Consider the following 20,911-nt stretch of genomic DNA (forward strand, 5'->3'; position numbering starts at 1 on the left):
AACTTTTAAATAAATAAATTTTATCATAGAAAGTACTAATTTACAGAAATAAGTTCACACCCTCAATATTATCTTCATTAAGAATTGTTGTACCTCTTCTTTTAAAGCTCTTAATCTAAAAAATTTCCGACTATCTCTTCACAATTATTTATAAAATAGTTCCATTCTCCTATTTTAAAAATTTCTTCATGTTCTGCATCAAAAATATATATGTTTTTTTCTTTAGGATACCATAAAAAATGAAACCAATAGTTTTCTAAATCTTTTACTAAAGAAAGATATTTTTTTCTTTTCCAAGTCATTTCAACAGTATCTTCCAATTTCCAAAATTCAATATACTTACTATCAATATTCTCTGAAAATTCTATCTTTAAATCTCCCTTATTAAAGAACTCTACCATATCTTTTGGCAGTTTATATTTTTTTATTATACTTTTTCTAGCCTCTTCATTATGAAAAGCTACTGGCTCTAAACTTTTAATATAATCTATCATCTCTTGATTTTTATTTAAAACTGCTATTGAATATGGTCTTTCTCCAAATTTGTTTTTAATTGTTATATCAGCCCCTTTTTCTACAAGCCATTTTACTAACTCAAGAGAATATGTAGTAGCAGCTACTATTACAGGAGTTGAGTTATCACTAAAAACTTGGTCATATTCGTGATAGTTTATATCAGCTCCATAGTCTAAAAACATTTGAGCTAATTTTTGATTTCTGTCATAGACAGCTTTTCTTAAACAATTATTTCCATATTTTTTAACAGTTACTCCATATTTTTCAAAAATATCTATATTTTTAAAATTTTTTCCATAATAAATATCAGAGTAAATTCTTTTATATTGTTTTTTAGTAAGATTTTCTAATGCTCCGTGTTTTATAAATAATTCACACATCTCTGAAGATAAAAAACGAGCTGCACTTGAAACAGGAGTTCCCCAATCGTCTACATCAGCTTTTACATTTACACCCTTTTCAATTAACCATAAGATAACTTCTTTCTTAATACATTGTATAGCTATCTCTAAAGGAGTTTCTGTTATAAATTCACTTAAAGTAATTTTTTTATTTATATCCCAACCATTTTTATACTCTTTCTCTAAATTTTCAATATCACTATTTAAAATATATTCTACAACTTGAGGTACTTTTTCAAAGTTTCCAAGATAACCAATTTTATACATAAGACACCCCCCAGAAAAAATTTATTATACTATTCCATATACAATATTATTCTATATTTTCTTGTAAAATCCTTTGCAAAATATAAATATCTTAAATTTTACATTATGAAAAAAGAGAAGAAAAAAGTACAGGGTAAATTATTTTTATTTCAATATGTTTTGAAAATGTAATTTTAAAAATATTTTATGAACTAAAATAGAATAAAAGGTTTGACAACTAAGATTATTAATGCTAATATAAAACAAACAGTATAATATTACAAGTATAATTTTATAAAAAATTGGAGGGAAGACATGAAGAAAGTAACAAAATTATTACCATTTTTTTTATTAAGTTGTATAGCAGTAGCAAATGAGCTTGACGGATCAAACCATGCTACAGGAAACAGAAGTAATGAAACAGCAGTAGCTTCACTTGACAATCCTTTTTGGACAGGGAATCCAGAGACATTTGCAGATAAAAGAGAGAGAATGCACAGTACTATGATGTCATTTAATACCATAGAAGAGGCATTAAAAAATCCTAATTATTCAGACTATAAAAATTCTAAAAACTTTTTGAGTTTAAATGGGGAATGGAAATTTAATTTAGTTGATCATCCAGACAAAGATATAAAAGATTTTTATAAAGAAGATTTTGATGATTCTAAATGGAAAAAAATTCCAGTGCCTTCAAGTTGGCAACTTCACGGATATGATCAACCAAGATATAACGACACAGCATATCCATGGGAATATCAAAAAACAGCAATAAATCACCCAGACACTCCTAAAGATTACAATCCAATAGGATACTATAAAAGAGATATGGAACTACCTAAAGATTGGGATGGTAGAGAAGTATTTATCTCTTTCCAAGGGGTAGAATCAGCTTACTATCTATATGTAAATGGACAATATGCAGGATATAGTGAAGATAGCTTTGTAGGACATGATTTTAATATTACACCATATTTAAAAGCTGGAAAAAATGAGATCTCTGTAAAAGTACATAGATGGAGCGATGGAAGTTGGCTTGAATCTCAAGATATGATTAAATTAAGTGGAATTTTTAGAGATGTATTTGTGTATTCAACACCAAAAGTACATTTAAGAGATTATACTGTTGTAACAGATTTAGACAAAGATTATAAAGATTCAAAATTAAATATAGAGGTAGATGTTACAAAATATGAAGATGTAGCAGGAAACTACAAGGTAAATGCTATATTATATGATGAAAACAATGATATTATAGTTAATAAAAAACAAAGTATCAACATGACAGATATAAAAGATGGAGTTGTAACCTTCTCAGCAGATGTTAAAAATCCTAAAAAATGGTCTTCAGAAACTCCTAACCTATACACTTTAGTGATAGCTTTAGAAGATGAAAGTGGAAAAGTAATAGAAACTATTAGTAATAAGATAGGATTTAAGAAGATAGAGGTAAAAGATGGAAGAATCCTATTAAATGGAGAAAAATTCATGATGAAAGGGGTAAATAGACATGAATTTGACCCTGTAAATGCAAGAACTCTATCTGAAGAAACTATGATAAAAGATATTGAACTTATGAAACAACACAATATCAATACTGTAAGATCATCTCACTATCCTAATGACCCTAGATGGTATGATCTATGTAATGAATATGGATTGTTAGTATTAGATGAGGCAAATTTAGAAACACATGGAAGATTAGATGAAATTCCTCAAAGCAGACCAGAGTGGACAAAAGCTGTAATTGATAGACAAGCTGGAATGTTAGAGAGATCTAAAAATGAGGTTTCAATTTTTGCATGGTCACTAGGAAATGAATCTGACAAAGGGGATAACTTTGTAAAAGCTGCTGAATGGGTAAGAAAAAATGATCCAACTAGACTTATTCACTATGAGCCACAAAGAGAGGTTGGAGATATCTATACAAGAATGTATAGAACTATTGATGAGGCTAGAGCTTATGCAACAGATCCTAGAAATAAAGTTCCATATATTGAGTGTGAATATGCTCATGGAATGGGAAATAGTATAGGAAACTTACAAGATTATTGGGATCTATTTGAAAAATATGATATTTTCCATGGTGGATATATTTGGGACTGGGTAAACCAAGGAATCTTAACTAAAGATGAAAAAACTGGAAAGATGTTCTATGCTTATGGTGGAGATTGGGGAGATGAAGAGTTTACAGATCACAATTTCTGTGCTAATGGTTTAGTATCAACAGATAGAACTGTACAACCAGAGATAATGGAAGTTAAGAAAGTATATCAATATGTTAAATTTAAAGATGTAGATGTGAAAAATGGAGAGTTTAGCATAAAAAATAACTACATGTTTACTAACTTAGATGAATACGAAGCTGTATGGGAATTAAGAAGAGATGGAGATATTATAGATTCAGGAGTATTTGTAACTGAGTTAGCTCCAAACAAATCAAAAATTGTTAAACTTCCATTTGGAGATGTTGTAAGTAAAAATGGTGAAGAGTATTGGTTAAATGTTGCTTTCAGATTAAAAGAAGATACTAAATGGGCTAAGAAAGGGCATATAGTTGCTAAGGAACAATTTAGATTACCAGTTGAAAGCAAAGGAGAGGCTCTATCATTAAATGAGATGAAATCACTTTCTTATTCAGATAAAGATGATAGATTAGTAGTTACAGGAGATAACTTTGAAGTAACTATTAATAAAGAGAAAGGAAGCTTAGATTCATTTAAAGTTAAAGGAAAAGAACTTATAGAAAAACCTATGATTCCTAACTATTGGAGAGCACCAAATGACAATGATAAAGGAAATGGAGCAGAGGAAAGATTAGCTACTTGGAAATTTGCAGGAAAAGAGGCAAAGGTTGTATCTACAACTGTTACACCAATAGAGGACAAGGGTGTTAGAATTGATATAAAACTTGAGATACCAACTACAACTCCAGCTCAACTAGATCTACAATATGTAGTATTTGGTAATGGAGAGGTAAAAGTTACAAATACTCTATACACTTCAAAAGATTTACCAGAGATTCCAGAGTTTGGAATGATGATGGAGATGCCAGAAAAATATGATACAGTTACTTGGTATGGAAGAGGACCTGAAGAAAACTATGTAGATAGAAAAACTGGATACAATGTTGGTGTTTACAGTGCCAATGTAGATGATTTCTTCTTCCCATATATTGATCCATCTGAAACAGGAAATAGAGTTGACACTAGATGGGTAACTTTAACTGCTAAAAATGGTGTGGGACTTCTTGCAAGTGGTGTAGATAATACAATAGAATTTAATGCACTTCACTATACTCCAGAAGAATTATCATCAGGAAAAAGACACCCAGTAGAGTTAGTTCCAACTGAAAATGTTGTGCTTAGAATAAATGGAAAACAACAAGGAGTAGGTGGAGATGACAGCTGGGGAGCAGTTCCACATGATCAATATCAAATAAAATCTGGAAAAGCTCACACTTACTCATTTAAGCTAAAAGGAATAACTAAAGCTGATAATCCTATGGAAATAAGTAAGAGAAATATTGATAGCGATCTAATAAAAGATATCAAAGTTAATGGAGTATCTTTAAAAGATTTTGATAAAAATATAACAGATTATGAAGTTGAATTTTTAGCAGGAACAGAGAAACAAGCTCCAGTAGTTGAAGTTGAATATGGTAATAAAGAGGATGTAATAGTTAGCATAGAACAAGCTAATAGTGTAGAAAATGGAAAAGCAAAAGTTGTTGTAGCTCATAAAGATAAAGCTTTAAATGAAGTTTTAAGAAAAGAGTATACAATTAATTTTGGAACTCACAATGTAGTTTATGCATCTGATCTTCCATTTGAAAAGGCAACTTCGGGAATGTATAAAGTTGAAAGAGATATTACTGTTTCTGGAAGTGTTCCACATCTGAGATTAGAAGATGGTAGCAAAGTTCGTTTTGAAAAAGCTATCTGTGCAAATTCAGATTCTGAAGTTGTAATTAACTTAAAAGATAAAGGGTTCAAGAGATTCAAATCTTATGTTGGAATGGACAGAGAGGTAATAGGATATAGAACTAAAGCACAATTTAGAGTGCTATTAGATGGAAAAGAAGTATTTAACAGTGGTGAAATGGCAAGTTCTGCAAAAGCAAAAGAAGTTGATATCAATGTTGAGGGAGCTAAAAAACTTACTCTTATAATTGATCAATGTGATGGTAATAACAACTATGACCATGGAACTTGGGGAAATGCTAGATTTACTAAATAGTATATAAATAAAAACTCCAGTGTATTTGCTGGAGTTTTTTGATTCTGATTTTTAAATATTGACTTTTCTCTTTTATGAAGTATACTCCTATTAGAATAGAAAAGAAGAGGTGATATTATGAAAAAAAGAGTACTTATATTATTTTTTATACTTTTTTCAATAAGTTTTAGTGCTTGGGAAAGAATTGATTTAGTAGATGAATTTGGAGATAAAACTGGACAAATAACAATGGTAAATCAAGTAGATTTTTTTCAAGGAATTAGACTTATAAAGGATGAAGATATAGTTTGTTTAGATGTAATGATGGGACCTCAATGTAGTGTAGGAGAGATTTATCCAATAAAATTAAAAATTGATAAGGGAGAAGTTATAGAACTTATGGCTGTTGCAGTAACAGATAGATTATTAAGATTAATTACAGATGAAGATTTTATGGAAAAATTGAAAAAGGGTAATAACGTTTCTTTTGTAGTTTATAATACTAATGGGGGTTCTGTTAATTTAAAAATGAGTTTAATGGGATTTACAAATGCCTATAATAAGGTAGAAAATTCAAATTAATTTTAATTGAACAGCCTATATATTTAGGCTGTTCAATTTTTATTACTAGTTAGTAACTACTCACCTATTACCTATAAATATCATAAAAATTAAACTTTAAGCTAGCTAATTTTTTATAGAATTTGATCAGCTGAGTAAATACACTAGTTATTTTAGAATTTTATTTAAAAACTCCTCAGTAGAAATCTCACCAAAAGCAACTTTAAAAAGGGTCTCCATATCTTCTTCAGTAGAAAAATTTCCAGAAATTTCATTAGAGTGTATTGCATATTCCATTGCTTCTATACTTTTTTTATTTTTGACATCTTCATATTTAGCTTTAAAATTAGGATCACTATTTAATTTTTTTATAACAAAATCTTTAACTTCCATGATTTCCCCCCCTTAACTTATTGAGAACTAGAGTTTATACATAGATTATACCATATAATTACACTTTTTTAATGAAAAATAACCTTTAAATTTTAACTGAATAGATATAAAAAACACCCTTAATCTTAATACTCTAAGATTAAAGGTGTTGTAATATTTATTATTAGAAAGCTTTAGTAATAGATAATTTATAGAACATTCTATTTTTATCAGGATTATCTTTTCCTTTATAATCTTCAGTCTTAGCATTTTGCCAATAAATCTCTCCACCTAGAGTTAAAGTAGGATCAATTTTATATTTAACTGTGCTTCCTATTCTTGTTTCATGAGAATCTTTTTCTTTTCCATGATCTGAAGAAATTTCATCATTAGTTGTTACATATGATAGGTCATATCTGATGAAAGGATTTATACTTAATTTTGAATTAACATTCCAGTTATATCCTGTTCTTAATTGCCAACGAGTATAATTTTCTTTATACTCATTTCTTTTATATTCATTATATAGAGATGTCCAGATAGTATCTTTATTATCTAATTTATATTTTACCCCAATAACTTCTATCTCTTGATACCAATCATGCCAGTATGTAGCAGAATCTTTACTAGTTGCATCATAACTATGATCTTTTCTAGTTCCATGTTGAACTCTATTTATTTGTGGTCCAACAAATCCATTTACATAAAGTTGAACTTTATCATTAATATCATATGTCATATTAGGGTAAAATCTTAGATTTAACATTCTATCAGTTTGAGATTTAGGTTTTTCAGTTCTATTAACATCAGAAGCTTCAAATCTAAAACCAATTTTAGGAGAGAATGTAAAGTTATTATTTTTATATTTATAACCACTAGCGAAGAACTCTACTCTCTTTTTATTTGTTTTAAATCTAGCATCATGTCCTTCATTTCTATTTTTTCCATATTGATGGAAATACATATACTTTAATTCTAATTGTAAAGGAGAATCTTTTTTAGGATTAAGATTTACTTTTACATATGGATTAAATGTATCAGAATCATTGTACATCTCTTCATATTGTTCATTTTCAAATCCAAACTCTATTGAGTTTGCTGCTAAAGCTTGTGTTCCCATTGTTAGTGCTAAGAAAATTAGGCTAAGTTTTTTTAAATTCATTTTAATATCCTTTCATAAATTAATTATTATAGAGTAATATTTTTTTCAGTTTCTATATCGAAGATATGACATTTTTCCATATTGAAGTGGAAAAGTTCAGTTTGGTTAAAGTTAGCTTTTGTAGATTTTTCTACTGGTATTCTACAACTATATTGAGTATCCCCAAGAGTAAAGTAAATAAACTCTTCATTTCCCATTTGCTCAACAATGTTGATCTTTCCAGATACTAGATGAGAATCAGGATTAGTTAATCTATTACCAATATTTTCAGGTCTAATTCCAAACCAGATTTCTTGATTAACTTTAGATTTTACCTTTTCTGCTTTATCTTGAGGTAATTCAAGAAGATCTCCACTTGTAAGTTTTACAAAAATTCTATTATCTTTTTCAACTAAAGTTGCTTTTACTATATTCATTGCTGGTGATCCTATAAACCCTGCTACGAATTTATTAGCTGGTTTATGATATAGATTTAATGGAGTATCAACTTGCATAATTTTACCAAAGTTTAGAACACAAATTCTATCTCCCATTGTCATTGCTTCTACTTGGTCATGTGTTACATAGATCATAGTAGCATTTTGTCCTTCAGCTTTTAGTTGTTTGTGAAGTTGAGTTATTTTTACTCTCATTGAAACTCTAAGTTTAGCATCTAGGTTTGATAGTGGTTCATCAAATAGGAATACATCTGGTTTTCTTACAATTGCTCTACCAACTGCAACCCTTTGTCTTTGTCCTCCAGACATCTCTTTTGGTTTTCTACCTAATAGTTGTGTAATTTCAAGTTTTTCAGCTGCTTCTTTAACTCTTTTATCAATCTCATCTTTAGGAACTTTTGCCATCTTTAGTCCAAATGCCATATTATCGTAAACTGTCATATGTGGGTATAGTGCATAGTTTTGGAAAACCATTGCAATTCCTCTGTCTTTTGGAGGTAAGTCATTAACAAGCTTATCTCCTATATAAATTTCTCCACCAGTAATCTCTTCAAGTCCAGCTACCATTCTAAGAGTAGTAGACTTAGCACAACCAGATGGTCCAACAAAAACCATAAACTCTCCATCTTTTATATGAAGATCAATACCGTGTACTGCCTTAAATCCATTAGGATATTGTTTTTCTACTTTTTTTAATATTACTTCTGCCATGTTAAAGCTTCCTCCTTACGACTTACTACAATTTAAATTTTTATATATATTTTTTAACAAAAGCTATACATTCTTTTGCTGTGTTAACTGTTGAATTTTCTAAAAGTATTTCTATATCATCTTTGTATTTTTTTAATTCATTTATAAAGAATCTTAGATCAAATTCTCCCTGTCCAATAGGGACTACTTTCATTTGATTATCTTCAATTATGAAGTCTTTAAGATGTATTCTCTCTATCTTATCTCCAAATAGTTTAAATGCTTGAGTTATAATCTCTCTTTGATTTTGATAATTGTTAATTGTCAAGAAATTAACTGGATCAAAAATAACTTTTAATCTATCTGAATTTAAGATATCTAATGCTTTTTTCATCTTTTCAGGAGTAGAGATTATATGTTTTGCTACTCCCTCAATAGCTAAATTAGTTTGAATCTCTTCAGCATAATTTACTAAAGTTTCCATCGAGTTTAAAAATAGGTTAAATGCTTCTTCACTATCATTTAATTCTGTATATGTATAAGTTGTATTAAAACATCCAGTTTCAGTTCCAACTAAACTTGTCTTTAAATGTTTTGAAAATCTTAAATGATTTTTAAACTTATTTAGGCTTTCTTGTCTTTTTTTCTCATCTGTATCAGTTAGATTGATATAACACCCTAGAACTGAAAGTACAACATCGTGTACTTTCAATTCTTGAGATAGAAAATTAGCAAATTTTTCATCTAAATTATCTGGTGAGTAATTAAAATCAGTAAAAGATTTTGCAAGAGCAAGTTGTATACACTCTCCATCTAATTCTCTGATCAGTTGAAGAAGTTTTGGGAAATCTTCAATTGTATATTTCCCCATATCATGAGCTCTTATTCCAAATTTAATCATTTTGTTTCTCCATTATATTTTTTCCCATATATAACATTTTTGTCATAAACACTATCACCTTCAATATGCTCTCCATGAATATATCCACCATGGCTTATATATTGAGGAATATTTTTATCTTTTCCTTTTAAAATAGCATCAAGTGATACTAAAGAAAAAGCTTCTATTGAGTCAATTTTTGCATTTAATAAATCAGTTTCGGCAAGGAAATAACCATTTTTAAATTTCGTTGATATTAAATTATTACCAATAACTCTAGCTAATTCTATATAATTATCATTATTAGTTGCTTTATAAAGATCTATTAGTAAGAAAATTGAATAAGGAGATGAGTTTGTAGTTTTCATATTAAGAGATAGAGCTTTTCCATTCTCTGTACCTATGTCTCCTAAATCAAAATTTTTATTTAAAATAGTTCTTGCTATATTCCAAAGTTCTTTATCTTTTGTAATAGCATACCATCTGATAAGTGGTATTGCATACTCTTCGCTTTTTACAGTTTCACTTTTTAAAGTAGCTCCTTTTTTACCATAATAACCATCTCTAACTAAAGTATAATTACTTAAATCTGTACCATCATTCCAAACAGGTTTTAACTCTCCTGTTTCTTTATTTAGAGCTATTTTATAATAGTTTTTAAGGTTGGCAATAGCAGAAGTTAAGACATCTTTATCCTTAGTTTTATTATAGATATCACATAAAACTAGTGAATTATCAACAACAATAGTTCTAGGATTTCCTTTGAAAAGTGCATTAGCTTCTTTAGCTATCTCTCCAAATTCAGCTCCAAATTGTCTAAAGGCTCTATCTCCATATTTTGAGTTAGTATCTTTGTCACTTTTAGGTGGCCACTCTCTTCTTTTTGGAGCTGTAAATTGATATACAGGTGCTCCAGTTTTTGGGTTTCTAGCTAGTTGATATTGATTAAATACAGTTTTACCCCAATTTATCATATCTTTATTAGGAGCTAAAGAGTTTAAAACATATGCTGAATAGATTAAATCTGAACCTGCATTGATAAAAGTAAGACCTTTAGTTTCAGGTAAAATAGGTAATTTAGCAGGATCAACAATATTCTTAGGCTGATGTTCTTCAAAAATATTCAGATTAAATTTTTTATTGTAATCTCCATGTCTTCCCATATCAAGAGTTTCCCAATCTTCAACATGTGCATTCCAGAAAGCTACTACATAATTGCTAGTAGCTTCAGGATTTACACTGTAAAGGAACTCATAATAAGGAAATAGATTTTTTAATTCATGAACTTGATTCTTATTTTGAGGACCAACAACATCTAAGGTATCTAGATTTAAAAATCTATGTCCTCCCCAATAAAATAGGTTATTTTCACTTACAAAATTATTTATAAAATATTTAGTAGTATCAATAGCGGTATTTTTATACTTCATATCTCCTGTAACTTCAGTAAGAGAAACTAAAGTTCTAAGGAAATTTTGTTGGTTAGCAAAATTTGAAATTTTAACTTTTTCTCCATTTGGAAATATCCATTCTACTGGCTCTTTTGTTTTAATATTTATTCCATCAGCTAAAAGAGGGGTAGGATTAACCTTGCTTTTTCCATCTTTCATAACATTAGAGTAAAACTCTTTAACAGTATCTAATCTCTTTTCATCTTCTTTATTATATTCAGGAATACTAAAACTTAAATTATATAGTGAAAGAAATATAAGTAATTTTGGTAAAATTTTTGATTTAAATTTCATATAAATCCCCTTATCTTTTTAGTTTATTTATTCATCTCTAAGAAGTTATTTGTAGTTGCTAGAACTTGTTTAGCAAACTCTTCTGATGTAATTTGTTTATATCCTAAATTATCTACAATATCTTTTAATTCAGTATGTAATTGTTTATGTTCAAATAAAGGATGGATTCCATTACCAGCAAAAGATATTACTTTATTATTAGCTTCTAATATAAATGGATCTAATAGATTTGCTTTTTCAAGAGTAGCAACAGCTTTTTTATTAGCTGGAATTCCTCTAGATACATCAAGAGCTTTTACAGCATCATCATTAGAAACAATAAAGTTAAGAAGTTCAGCAGTTTCTTTAGGATATTTAGTATCTTTATTGATAGCAAATGCCATAGAGATTTTTGTAAATCCTGAATTATATGGTCCTAAGTCAGTTGGATAATCTCCAACTACTAATTGTTCACCCTCTTGAAGAGAATCTCTCCATTTTAGAGAAGCACTGTCCCACTCATAAGTTCCACCAAATTTTCCAATAATCCAACTAGGGTGTTGGTCTAATTGTACGTTACCAGCAGCAGCTCTATCTTCTAAAGATGGAATAGTTTTAGTATTAACTAGATCTAAGTAAAAATCAGCAGCATTTTTTAATTGCTCTTCAGTATAAGCAACCTTATTATCAACAATAAATGGTTTACCTGTTTCTTGTTCTAATTTATAAAGCATAAGAAGAAGTGCCCCATAATAATCTGCTTCAAATGGGAAATAATCAGCACCTAATCTTTCTTTCATAATAACACTAGCTTCTTTAATTTCTTTAAAACTAGTAGGCACTTCTAATCCAGCTTTATCAAATGATGTTTTATTATAAAGGAAAACTCTACCAGCTACTCCATAAGGAAGAGCATTTAATTTTCCATTTACACTACATTGTTCCAATAATTTTTGTTCATATTGAGTTAAATCTAAAGTTGAAGAAAGTTGATTTAAATCATAAAATCCATTTCCATCTTTTGAGAAAATATTTATCCAGTTCCAGTTTACTTGCATTAGGTCGGCAGCCATTCCTCCAGCCATTTGAGTAGTGATCTTTTCTTGCCAACCTTGCCATCCACCATATTCTGCTTTTACTGTGATATTAGGATGTGCTTGTTCAAATAATTTTATAGCTTCAATAGTTTTCTTGTGTCTATCTTCTCCACCCCACCAAGATACTCTCAACACAATGTTATCATTTTCTTTAGTTGCAACAGCTTTCTCATCTTTTCCACAAGCTCCAAATAGAGCCATAGTAGTTAATCCTAAAAAAACAATTTTTTTTAGATTCATAGTTATCTCCCCTTTAATTTATTAGTTATTTTCTGCTAAAAACTCATTTGTAATATTTATAATATCTCTTGCAGTTTCTTCAACAGTTTTTTGCTCATATCCTAAGTTTTCTACAATAGTTCTTAACTCAGTATTAAGTCTTTTGTGTTCAAATAAAGGGTGTATTCCTTTTCCAGCAAATTCTTTTACTACTGTATTAGCTTCAAATCCTAAACCAGTAAGTTGATTATTTTCTTTTAGTACAGCAACTGCTGTTTCATTAGAAGGAACTCCTCTTGAAGTACCAAGTATTTTAATAGCTTCAGGATCACTAGTTAAGAAGTGAATAAGAGTAGCAGCTTCTTCTGGATGTTTAGTATTCTTTTTAATAGCATAAGCCATAGAAACTTTATTAAATCCTGATTTGTTAGTTCCAAAATCTTGAGGATAAGGTGCAACTACTAGTTCTTGTCCTGCTTCTAAAGCATCTTGCCATTTTTGAGCTGAACTATCCCATTCGTAAGTTCCAGCATATCTACCTTGAATCCAACCTGGATGTTGATCTAATGGAATAAATCCAGCAGCAGCTCTAACTTTTAGAGAAGGCATAACTTTTTCTTTTACTAAGTTATCATAGAATCTAACTGCTTCTATCACTTCAGCTTCAGTATAAGCAACTTTATTATCAACAATAAATGGTTTTCCAGTTTCTTGTTCTAATTTATATAACATTAATAGGATAGCTCCATAAGCATCAGTATCAAATGCGTAGTAATCATCTCCTAATTTTTCTCTAATAACTTTAGCTGATTTTATCATCTCATCGAAAGAAGTAGGAACAGGTAAGCCAGCTTTTTCATAAGTAGTTTTATTTATATAGAATACTTTTCCAGTAACCCCAACAGGAAGAGCATTTAATTTTCCATTTACGATACATTGATCTAAAAGTTCTTGAGAGTAATTTTTATCAAGTTCTAGAATATCTTTAACTTTATTTAGATCATAGAATCCATCTCCATCTCTAGAGAAAAGATCAATCCAGTTCCAGTTGATTTGCATAACATCTGGAGAAGTATTTCCAACTATTTGAGTAGTAACTTTTTCTTGCCAACCTTGCCATCCACCATATTCAGGTTTAACTTTTATTTCAGGATATTTTTCCTCAAATAGTTTAATAGCTTCAAGTGTTTGTTTATGTCTAGCATCTCCACCCCACCAAGACATTTTAAGATTAACAGTTTTTCCTTCAGCTATTGTAGGATAAGCCATACTTAAGCATAAAGAACTCATAAGTAAGATTTTTTTTAAATTCATATTTTCCCTCCGTCAATATTATTTTTAATTAAGTCATATCCTAGGATACAAGTTTACTATTTGATAAAATAATATAATATTTTTAAAAAAATGTCAAACGAAATGTTTCATTTTTTTTCAAAAAAAACTTTTTATAACATTTTTAGTAGCTTTATTACTGTTAAAAATGTCTTGAAAAAAATTTTTTCATATGCTAGTATCCTAGGGTGTAAAAAGATTTATTACTAGGGAGGAAAAATGAAAAGAATATTTCTAAAAAAATTTAATGCAGAAGTCTATCTTACAATTATAAAATTAGCAATTCCACTTATTATAGCTAATTTTTTACAAAATCTTTATAATTTAGCTGACACCTACTATATGGGAAAACTAGGAGGTTTGGAGTTAGCTACCTCATCTTTTACAAGTCCAATAACACAGATGATAATTGGAGCAGGAAGTGGATTTTCATTGGGAGGAGGAGTTATACTAAATCAAACCTATGGAAGTAAAAACTTTAAAAAGTTGGTAGAAGTAAATACACAATTAATAATTATAAACTTAATAATAGCAACTGTTATCCTATTTTTTTCTTTTCTGTTTTGTGAAAACATATTAAAATTTTCAGGAGCTTCAGGAGAATTATTGGAAAAAAGTGCACTTTATATAAAATTTATATTTTTAACAATTCCAATGACTTTTATAGTTACTGCTTATATAACAATTAAAAATTCAAAGGGAAAAACAACAGCTCCATTATATCTTGTTACAGCTTCAGTGATTTTAAATATTATTTTGAACTCTTTTTTTATCTATAAACTTAAATGGGGACTTGCTGGAATAGGGATAGCAACAGTAATTGCCAATCTAATTCTATGTCTTTACTGTCTTTTAGATTTAGGAGTAAAAAGAGAAATTAGTAGAAAATATATAAGCTTCAATAAAGATATTTTTAAAAGGATATTGAAATTAGGATTTCCAAGTTCTCTTACAACAGTAACTAACTCCCTTAGCTTTATTTTAATTAACATTTTTGTAATTCAATATGGAACAGATGTTCTTGCTGCTTATGGAATAGGAAATAGAATCAATAATATAATCTATGTACTAGTTAATGGAATTGGAAGTGCAGTAACAATAATGGTTGGACATAATATAGGTGCTGGAAAGGTAAAAGAGGCTAAAGAATTATTAAAAGTTGGAATAAATACAGGTTTAGTTATAGGGATAATATCAGTTATCTATTTATATTTAAATTTAGATTCAGCAGTTGGCATTTTAACAACAGATGCAAATATAAAGTATCATTCAATAAATTACTTAAAAATTATGTTAATTAGTGTTATTCCGTGGGTCATTTTTCAAGTTTTAGCTGGAATTTTCCAAGGAACTGGACATACAACTTTCAATATGTATTGTCATATAGGGAGAATTTGGATATTTAGAGTACCATTTATCTATTTATTGGAAAGAGTATTTAAATTAAATGAGTACTCTATTTGGTATTCGATGCTTTTAAGTAATCTTTTTGCACTATTATTTTCAGCCTTTTTGTATAGATTTATAGATTGGAAAAGGAGAGAGGGATAAATCCTTCTCTCCTTGCTTTTTTAGATCTTAAAATAATCTGGATGTTTTTTTATTAGATAATCAATTTTATTTTTAAAATTTGATAGATGAAGATCAACCATTGCTTCTACCTTTTCAAGCTCTTTATTTTTTATAATGTCAATTATCTCTCTATGTTGCTCTAAAGTTGGTACTAAGTTTGTTTTTTCTACTGCATCTAAAAATCTAACTCTATCATAGTGAGTACTCAATGATTGTATAGAGTTCCAAACCTTCTCTTTTTGAACTTCTTTGTAAATTATTCTATGAAACTCATTATCTAAGAAAAATAGTTCTGAGTGATCCTCTTCTACTTGAGAAATTATGTTTTGAAATTTTAAATTTTTTTCAAGCTCCTTTATTCCTTCTTCAGAGAAATTTTTAACAGCTAATTTCAAAACCTCTTTTTCTAATATTTTTCTCATAAAATATGCTTCTTCAACAATTTTTAAATCAATTAAAGATACAAACGATCCTTTTTGTGGGTAAACATTCATAAGCAATTCTTCTGAGAGTCTAACTATTGATTCTCTTATTGGAGTTCTACTAACATCTAGTGCTTCACGAATATCAGCTTCACTAATTATTGTTCCAGGTTTTATATTTAAAGTCATGATATTCATTTTTAAAATTCTATAGATATAGTGTTTTGTATTCTCACCAAACTGTCTATTTATTTTTATTAATTCCATTTTATCACCTCAATGAAATTATTATAGCAGAAATTTTGAAATAAGTAAAATTTAAAATAATACACAATAATTCCTAAAAAAAAACATTTAACTCTAAAATAAGATAAAAAAACTCTTGACAATTAAAAAAAAATCAACTAGGATACTAGTATGATAAATAAAAATTTTAGGAGGGATTTATGAAAAAGTTAAATTTAGAATGTGAAAAATATATTGATGAGTATTTAAAAGACTATAGTCCTTACAAAGGAAAATGGTGTTACGAAGATGGGTGCTTACTACAAGGATCGATGTTACTATATAAAGCAACTGAAGATGAAAAATATTTGAAATTTATTTTAAATTACTTAGATGAGTTCATTAAAGATGATGGAAGTATAAAGGGTTACACTAAAGAAGAATATAATATTGATAATATAAATGCTGGTAAAATATTGTTTGATATCTATCAACTAACAAAAGATGAGAAATATAGAGTAGCAATAGAAATATTACATGAACAAATCTTAACTCATCCAAGAGTAGAACAAGGAAATTTCTGGCATAAAAAGAGATATGAAAATCAAGTATGGCTTGATGGAATGTACATGGTAGAACCTTTTTACACAAGATATGAAACAGAATTTAACAATAAAAAGAACTATGGAGATATCTATAAACATTTTACAAATGTGAGAGAAAATATGTTCAATGAAGAGAAAGGGCTTCATTATCATGGTTGGGATACAGCTAAAAAACTAGCTTGGGCTGATAAAGAAACAGGACTTTCAAAAAATTTCTGGTTAAGAGCAATAGGATGGCATTTAATGGCTATGGTAGATACTCTTGAGTTTATGTCTGAAGAGATTTTCAATGAGTATAGAGGATTACAAATTCTACTTAAAGAGGCTATACATGGAATTGCTAAGTATCAAGATAAAAATAGTTCTATGTGGTATCAAGTTGTAGATAGAGTTGGAGATAAAGGAAACTACTTAGAAACTTCAGGAACTTTAATGGTTGCTTATACAATGATGAAAGGAGCTAGATTAGGATTCTTAAATGAAAAATATAGAGAACTTGGTTATAAAGCATTTAAAGGTGTTTGCAACGAGTACTTAAAAGAAGATGAAAATGGAGAGTTATCTTTAGGAGGAATCTGTTTAGTAGCTGGACTTGGAGGATTTGAAGGTCAAGTTAGAGATGGAAGTTATGAGTATTATTTATCAGAACCAGTTGTGAAAGATGATGTAAAAGGTTCTGGAATTTTCTTAATGGCATATAGTGAAGTTGTATTATTAGAAAAAGAATTGGGGGAGTCTTGTTATGAAAAATAGAAAATTAACTGGATATTTATTTATAGCACCATGGATAATAGGATTTTTAGTGTTTACAGCTTATCCTTTTATCTCATCATTATGGTTAAGTTTTACAAATTATAACTTATTAAGTGCACCAAAATTTATAGGGCTAGATAACTATGTAAAGTTATTTAAAGATCCACTATTTATTAAAACATTGATGAATACTTTAAAATATGTATTTATAACTGTACCAATAAAATTAGCATTTGCTTTATTTATAGCTAATATTCTTAACTATAAGTTAAAAGGAATTAACTTCTTTAGAACAGCTTACTATATTCCTTCAATCTTAGGAGGAAGTGTGGCAATAGCAGTACTATGGAGATTCTTATTCTCAGATCAAGGACTAATCAATATAATAATTGGATATTTAGGAATAGAGCCAATATCTTGGCTAGGAGATCCAAAATATGCACTATTTACAGTTAGTTTATTAAGAGCATGGCAATTTGGATCAGCAATGGTTATTTTCTTAGCAGCATTGAAAAATATACCTGAAGATCTTTATGAATCAGCAAGAATAGAGGGAGCATCAAAAACAATGCAATTTATTCATATTACAATTCCAATGATCTCTCCAGTAATATTCTTTAACTTTATTATGCAATTAATTCAAGCATTCCAAGAATTTAATGGACCATATATCATTACAGGTGGAGGACCTTTAAACTCTACTAAACTATTACCATTACTTATATATGATAATGCTTTCAACTATTACCAAATGGGTTATGCTTCAGCAATATCATGGGTATTATTTGTAATTATAATGGTATTTACTGTATTTTCATTTAGAAGTCAAAAATATTGGGTACACTATTCAGATAATGGGGAGGAATAAAAGATGGCAAAAGTTGATTTAGCTAATGAAGCAGCTATGCAAGAATTAAAAAGAAAAAATTTAGAAAGAAATAGAAAGAGAAAGATTGTTAATAATATAACATCAGGAATTAGATACACTATATTAATAATAGTAGGAATTGTGATGTTATATCCTCTAATTTGGTTACTAGGAGCATCATTTAAAACAAATGCAGATATCTTTACAAGTATAGGATTTATTCCAAAGGATTTTAAATTTGATTTCACTGGGTATATCAATGGTTGGAAAACTTCTACTGAGTATACTTTTGCAACTTATTTTATGAATACTTTTAAAATTGTAGTTCCTAAAGTAATTTTAACTATAATTTCAGCAGTTTTAACAGCTTATGGATTCTCAAGATTTAAGTTTCCAGGAAAGAAAATACTTTTTAGTATTTTAATCTCAACACTTTTATTACCAAATGTTGTTCTTAGAATACCTCAATTCTTAATGTATAAAAACTTTGGTTGGTTAGATTCATATCTACCTCTATTTGTTCCAGCTGCCTTTGCAACTGATACATTCTTTGTATTTATGTTAATACAATTTATTAGAGGACTACCTAAAGAGATTGAAGAAGCAGCATGTGTAGATGGTTGTAATCCACTTCAAACACTTATATATATAATGGTACCTATGTTAAAACCTGCTATTATTTCAATAGCATTATTCCAATTCATGTGGTCAATGAATGACTTTATGGGTCCATTAATCTATCTATCAAGTGTTGAAAAATATCCTGTTGCTCTTGCATTAAAAATGTCAATGGACGTTAGTAGTAATGTAAACTGGAACCAAATATTAGCAATGTCTATTATAGGATTAACACCTTCATTAGTAATCTTCTTTGCAGCACAAAAACATTTCGTAGATGGAATCTCTGCTGGAGGAGTAAAAGGATAGAAAGAAATAAAGGAGAAAAGGAATGGAAATTAAAGTATTGTTAGTTACTTCAAGAAGTATTAGTTTTCAACTTGAAACAGGTGACAACTTCTTTTTAAAAGAGAAGTTAACACTTAAATATAATGAAAAAGAGCAAAGATTAACTAAAGTTGTAAATAGTATATATGATTTAGAACCAAATACAGAGTATATTTTAGAGATTTTCAAAGAGAATGCAAAAGTAACTGATATAAAAGTAATAACTGATATAGAGAGCTTTACTTTAAATGTAAAGAGATTTGGTGCTAAGGGAGATGGAATACACAATGATACTTTAGCTATCCAAAGTGCAATAATGGCTTGTCCAAAAGATGGAAGAGTGTATATTCCAAGAGGGAAATATCTAATTACTTCTATATTCTTAAAAGATAATTTGACTTTAGAATTAGGAGATGGAGTTGAATTATTAGGTGATACTGTTAGAGAAAACTTTGGTATTCTTCCTGGATTAATAGATAATGATAACAATGATGAATACTACTTAGGAAGCTGGGAAGGAAACCCTTTAGATAGTTTTACTTCATTAATAACAGGTATTAATGTAAAAAATGTTAAAGTTATAGGGCGTGGAACATTAAATGGAAATGGTTCAAAGGAAAATTGGTGGAATGAACCTAAAATCAAAAAAATAGCTTGGAGACCAAGAAGTATATTTTTAAATAATTGTGAAAATGTTGTTATAGAGGGAATTGAGATTAAAAACTCTCCCTCTTGGACAATACACCCATTTTTAACAAATAATTTAAGATTTATAAATTTAAAAATAGAAAATCCAGCAGACTCACCAAATACTGATGGAATAGACCCTGAATCTTGTGAAAATGTAGAATATATAGGAATAGATTTTTCAGTAGGAGATGACTGTATAGCTATTAAATCAGGAAAACTTTATTTAGGAAGAGTTTTAAATAAACCATCTAAAAACTTCTATATTAGACACTGTTCTATGAAATATGGACATGGTGGAGTTGTAATAGGAAGTGAGATGTCTGGTGGAGTAGAAAATGTTCATATAGAAAAGTGTGATTTTTATAAGACAGATAAGGGAATTAGAATAAAAACTAGACGTGGAAGAGGAGAAAATGGAGTTATAGATGGAATTTATGTTGAAAATATTAACATGAATGAAGTTAAAGTGCCATTTGTTATTAACTGCTTCTACTTCTGTGATCCAGATGGAAAAACAGAATATGTTTATACAAAGGAGAAACTTCCAGTAGATGAGAGAACACCAAGCATTAAAAATATAGAGTTTAAAAATATAAAAGCTGAAAATACTAAGGTATGTGCAGGATATTTATATGGACTTCCTGAAAAACCTATTGAAAATGTAAAATTTAAAGATGTTGAGATAGATTTTACAAAAGAGGATGTAACTCCAGAAGTTCCAGCTATGATGTCTTTTATTGAAGAAGAGGCTAAAACTGGATTATTTATAGAAAATGTAGAGGGAATAAGCTTAGAAAATTTAGAGATAAAAAATAATGTAGGAGAAAAAATTAGAGGAGAGATAAAATGAGATTAGATGTAAGATATGCAAATCATCCAGAAGATTCAAAACACTATACAACAGAAGAATTAAGAAAACATTATTTAATAGAAAAAGTATTTATAGAAGATGAAGTAAACCTAGTTTATTCACATG

At 28.7% G+C, this 20,911-nt stretch carries 17 protein-coding genes; 8 read left to right on the forward strand and 9 right to left on the reverse strand.

Annotated features, from left to right (window positions below; translation table 11 throughout):
- Positions 1-110 precede the first annotated feature (110 nt).
- A complete protein-coding gene (locus tag I6E31_10285; GenBank protein MCF2640353.1) occupies positions 111-1,184 on the reverse strand; it encodes an ankyrin repeat domain-containing protein in 1,074 nt (357 codons plus the stop codon).
- 294 nt (positions 1,185-1,478) lie between these two features.
- Between I6E31_10285 and I6E31_10290 the strand changes: the two genes are divergently transcribed.
- Positions 1,479-5,402, forward strand: a complete 3,924-nt coding sequence (locus I6E31_10290; protein MCF2640354.1) for an NPCBM/NEW2 domain-containing protein — start codon at positions 1,479-1,481, stop codon at positions 5,400-5,402.
- A gap of 117 nt (positions 5,403-5,519) precedes the next feature.
- On the forward strand, positions 5,520-5,963 hold the full coding sequence (locus I6E31_10295) for an invasion associated locus B family protein (protein ID MCF2640355.1): 444 nt from the start codon (positions 5,520-5,522) through the stop codon (positions 5,961-5,963).
- A 147-nt stretch (positions 5,964-6,110) separates the two neighbouring features.
- Here I6E31_10295 and I6E31_10300 read toward each other — a convergent pair whose 3' ends face one another.
- From I6E31_10300 to I6E31_10330, 7 genes are all read right to left on the reverse strand, one after another.
- A complete protein-coding gene (locus I6E31_10300; protein ID MCF2640356.1) occupies positions 6,111-6,335 on the reverse strand; it encodes an antitoxin VbhA family protein in 225 nt (74 codons plus the stop codon).
- Between the two features lie 163 nt (positions 6,336-6,498).
- Complete coding sequence (locus tag I6E31_10305) at positions 6,499-7,476, reverse strand: autotransporter domain-containing protein (protein MCF2640357.1); 978 nt, start codon at positions 7,474-7,476, stop codon at positions 6,499-6,501.
- A 26-nt stretch (positions 7,477-7,502) separates the two neighbouring features.
- Entirely contained in the window at positions 7,503-8,624 is a 1,122-nt protein-coding gene (gene ugpC, locus I6E31_10310) for a sn-glycerol-3-phosphate ABC transporter ATP-binding protein UgpC (protein MCF2640358.1), read from the reverse strand.
- Between the two features lie 40 nt (positions 8,625-8,664).
- Positions 8,665-9,504 (reverse strand): sugar phosphate isomerase/epimerase, encoded by an 840-nt coding sequence (locus tag I6E31_10315; protein MCF2640359.1) that lies wholly within the window; start codon positions 9,502-9,504, stop codon positions 8,665-8,667.
- Entirely contained in the window at positions 9,501-11,228 is a 1,728-nt protein-coding gene (locus I6E31_10320) for a hypothetical protein (GenBank protein MCF2640360.1), read from the reverse strand. Before I6E31_10320 ends, I6E31_10315 begins: the two co-directional genes overlap by 4 nt.
- A 23-nt stretch (positions 11,229-11,251) precedes the next feature.
- Entirely contained in the window at positions 11,252-12,544 is a 1,293-nt protein-coding gene (locus I6E31_10325; protein ID MCF2640361.1) for a carbohydrate ABC transporter substrate-binding protein, read from the reverse strand.
- Positions 12,545-12,565: 21 nt separating this feature from the next.
- A complete protein-coding gene (locus tag I6E31_10330; GenBank protein MCF2640362.1) occupies positions 12,566-13,837 on the reverse strand; it encodes a carbohydrate ABC transporter substrate-binding protein in 1,272 nt (423 codons plus the stop codon).
- A 237-nt stretch (positions 13,838-14,074) separates the two neighbouring features.
- Between I6E31_10330 and I6E31_10335 the strand changes: the two genes are divergently transcribed.
- Positions 14,075-15,406 (forward strand): MATE family efflux transporter, encoded by a 1,332-nt coding sequence (locus I6E31_10335; protein MCF2640363.1) that lies wholly within the window; start codon positions 14,075-14,077, stop codon positions 15,404-15,406.
- Positions 15,407-15,426: 20 nt separating this feature from the next.
- On the opposite strand, the gene I6E31_10340 is transcribed toward I6E31_10335, so the two are convergent.
- Positions 15,427-16,116, reverse strand: coding sequence for a GntR family transcriptional regulator (locus tag I6E31_10340; GenBank protein ID MCF2640364.1), 690 nt, complete (start codon positions 16,114-16,116; stop codon positions 15,427-15,429).
- A 179-nt stretch (positions 16,117-16,295) separates the two neighbouring features.
- Between I6E31_10340 and I6E31_10345 the strand changes: the two genes are divergently transcribed.
- The 5 genes from I6E31_10345 to I6E31_10365 form a co-directional block, all read left to right on the forward strand.
- Positions 16,296-17,432: a glycoside hydrolase family 88 protein gene (locus I6E31_10345; GenBank protein MCF2640365.1), complete on the forward strand. Its 1,137-nt coding sequence runs from the start codon at positions 16,296-16,298 to the stop codon at positions 17,430-17,432.
- On the forward strand, positions 17,422-18,300 hold the full coding sequence (locus I6E31_10350) for a sugar ABC transporter permease (GenBank protein MCF2640366.1): 879 nt from the start codon (positions 17,422-17,424) through the stop codon (positions 18,298-18,300). The genes I6E31_10345 and I6E31_10350 overlap by 11 nt, the downstream gene beginning before the upstream one ends.
- Before the next feature lie 3 nt (positions 18,301-18,303).
- Positions 18,304-19,227 (forward strand): carbohydrate ABC transporter permease, encoded by a 924-nt coding sequence (locus tag I6E31_10355; GenBank protein MCF2640367.1) that lies wholly within the window; start codon positions 18,304-18,306, stop codon positions 19,225-19,227.
- Between the two features lie 22 nt (positions 19,228-19,249).
- A complete protein-coding gene (locus tag I6E31_10360; protein ID MCF2640368.1) occupies positions 19,250-20,785 on the forward strand; it encodes a glycoside hydrolase family 28 protein in 1,536 nt (511 codons plus the stop codon).
- The coding region (locus tag I6E31_10365) for a 5-dehydro-4-deoxy-D-glucuronate isomerase (GenBank protein ID MCF2640369.1) at positions 20,782-20,911 on the forward strand (130 nt) is incomplete at its 3' end. The genes I6E31_10360 and I6E31_10365, both read left to right, overlap by 4 nt.

The organism is Fusobacterium varium (genome assembly GCA_021531615.1).
GTDB lineage: Bacteria > Fusobacteriota > Fusobacteriia > Fusobacteriales > Fusobacteriaceae > Fusobacterium_A > Fusobacterium_A varium_C.

Bases quoted from the DNA above. Each gene is read 5' to 3' on its own strand.
- I6E31_10285 (MCF2640353.1), bottom strand. From the start codon at position 1,184: ATGTATAAAATTGGTTATCTTGGAAACTTTGAAAAAGTACCTCAAGTT.
- I6E31_10300 (MCF2640356.1), bottom strand. From the start codon at position 6,335: ATGGAAGTTAAAGATTTTGTTATAAAAAAATTAAATAGTGATCCTAAT.
- I6E31_10315 (MCF2640359.1), bottom strand. From the start codon at position 9,504: ATGATTAAATTTGGAATAAGAGCTCATGATATGGGGAAATATACAATT.
- I6E31_10320 (MCF2640360.1), bottom strand. From the start codon at position 11,228: ATGAAATTTAAATCAAAAATTTTACCAAAATTACTTATATTTCTTTCA.
- I6E31_10345 (MCF2640365.1), top strand. From the start codon at position 16,296: ATGAAAAAGTTAAATTTAGAATGTGAAAAATATATTGATGAGTATTTA.
- I6E31_10325 (MCF2640361.1), bottom strand. From the start codon at position 12,544: ATGAATCTAAAAAAAATTGTTTTTTTAGGATTAACTACTATGGCTCTA.
- I6E31_10295 (MCF2640355.1), top strand. From the start codon at position 5,520: ATGAAAAAAAGAGTACTTATATTATTTTTTATACTTTTTTCAATAAGT.
- I6E31_10350 (MCF2640366.1), top strand. From the start codon at position 17,422: ATGAAAAATAGAAAATTAACTGGATATTTATTTATAGCACCATGGATA.
- I6E31_10355 (MCF2640367.1), top strand. From the start codon at position 18,304: ATGGCAAAAGTTGATTTAGCTAATGAAGCAGCTATGCAAGAATTAAAA.
- I6E31_10305 (MCF2640357.1), bottom strand. From the start codon at position 7,476: ATGAATTTAAAAAAACTTAGCCTAATTTTCTTAGCACTAACAATGGGA.
- ugpC (MCF2640358.1), bottom strand. From the start codon at position 8,624: ATGGCAGAAGTAATATTAAAAAAAGTAGAAAAACAATATCCTAATGGA.
- I6E31_10360 (MCF2640368.1), top strand. From the start codon at position 19,250: ATGGAAATTAAAGTATTGTTAGTTACTTCAAGAAGTATTAGTTTTCAA.
- I6E31_10330 (MCF2640362.1), bottom strand. From the start codon at position 13,837: ATGAATTTAAAAAAAATCTTACTTATGAGTTCTTTATGCTTAAGTATG.
- I6E31_10290 (MCF2640354.1), top strand. From the start codon at position 1,479: ATGAAGAAAGTAACAAAATTATTACCATTTTTTTTATTAAGTTGTATA.
- I6E31_10340 (MCF2640364.1), bottom strand. From the start codon at position 16,116: ATGGAATTAATAAAAATAAATAGACAGTTTGGTGAGAATACAAAACAC.
- I6E31_10335 (MCF2640363.1), top strand. From the start codon at position 14,075: ATGAAAAGAATATTTCTAAAAAAATTTAATGCAGAAGTCTATCTTACA.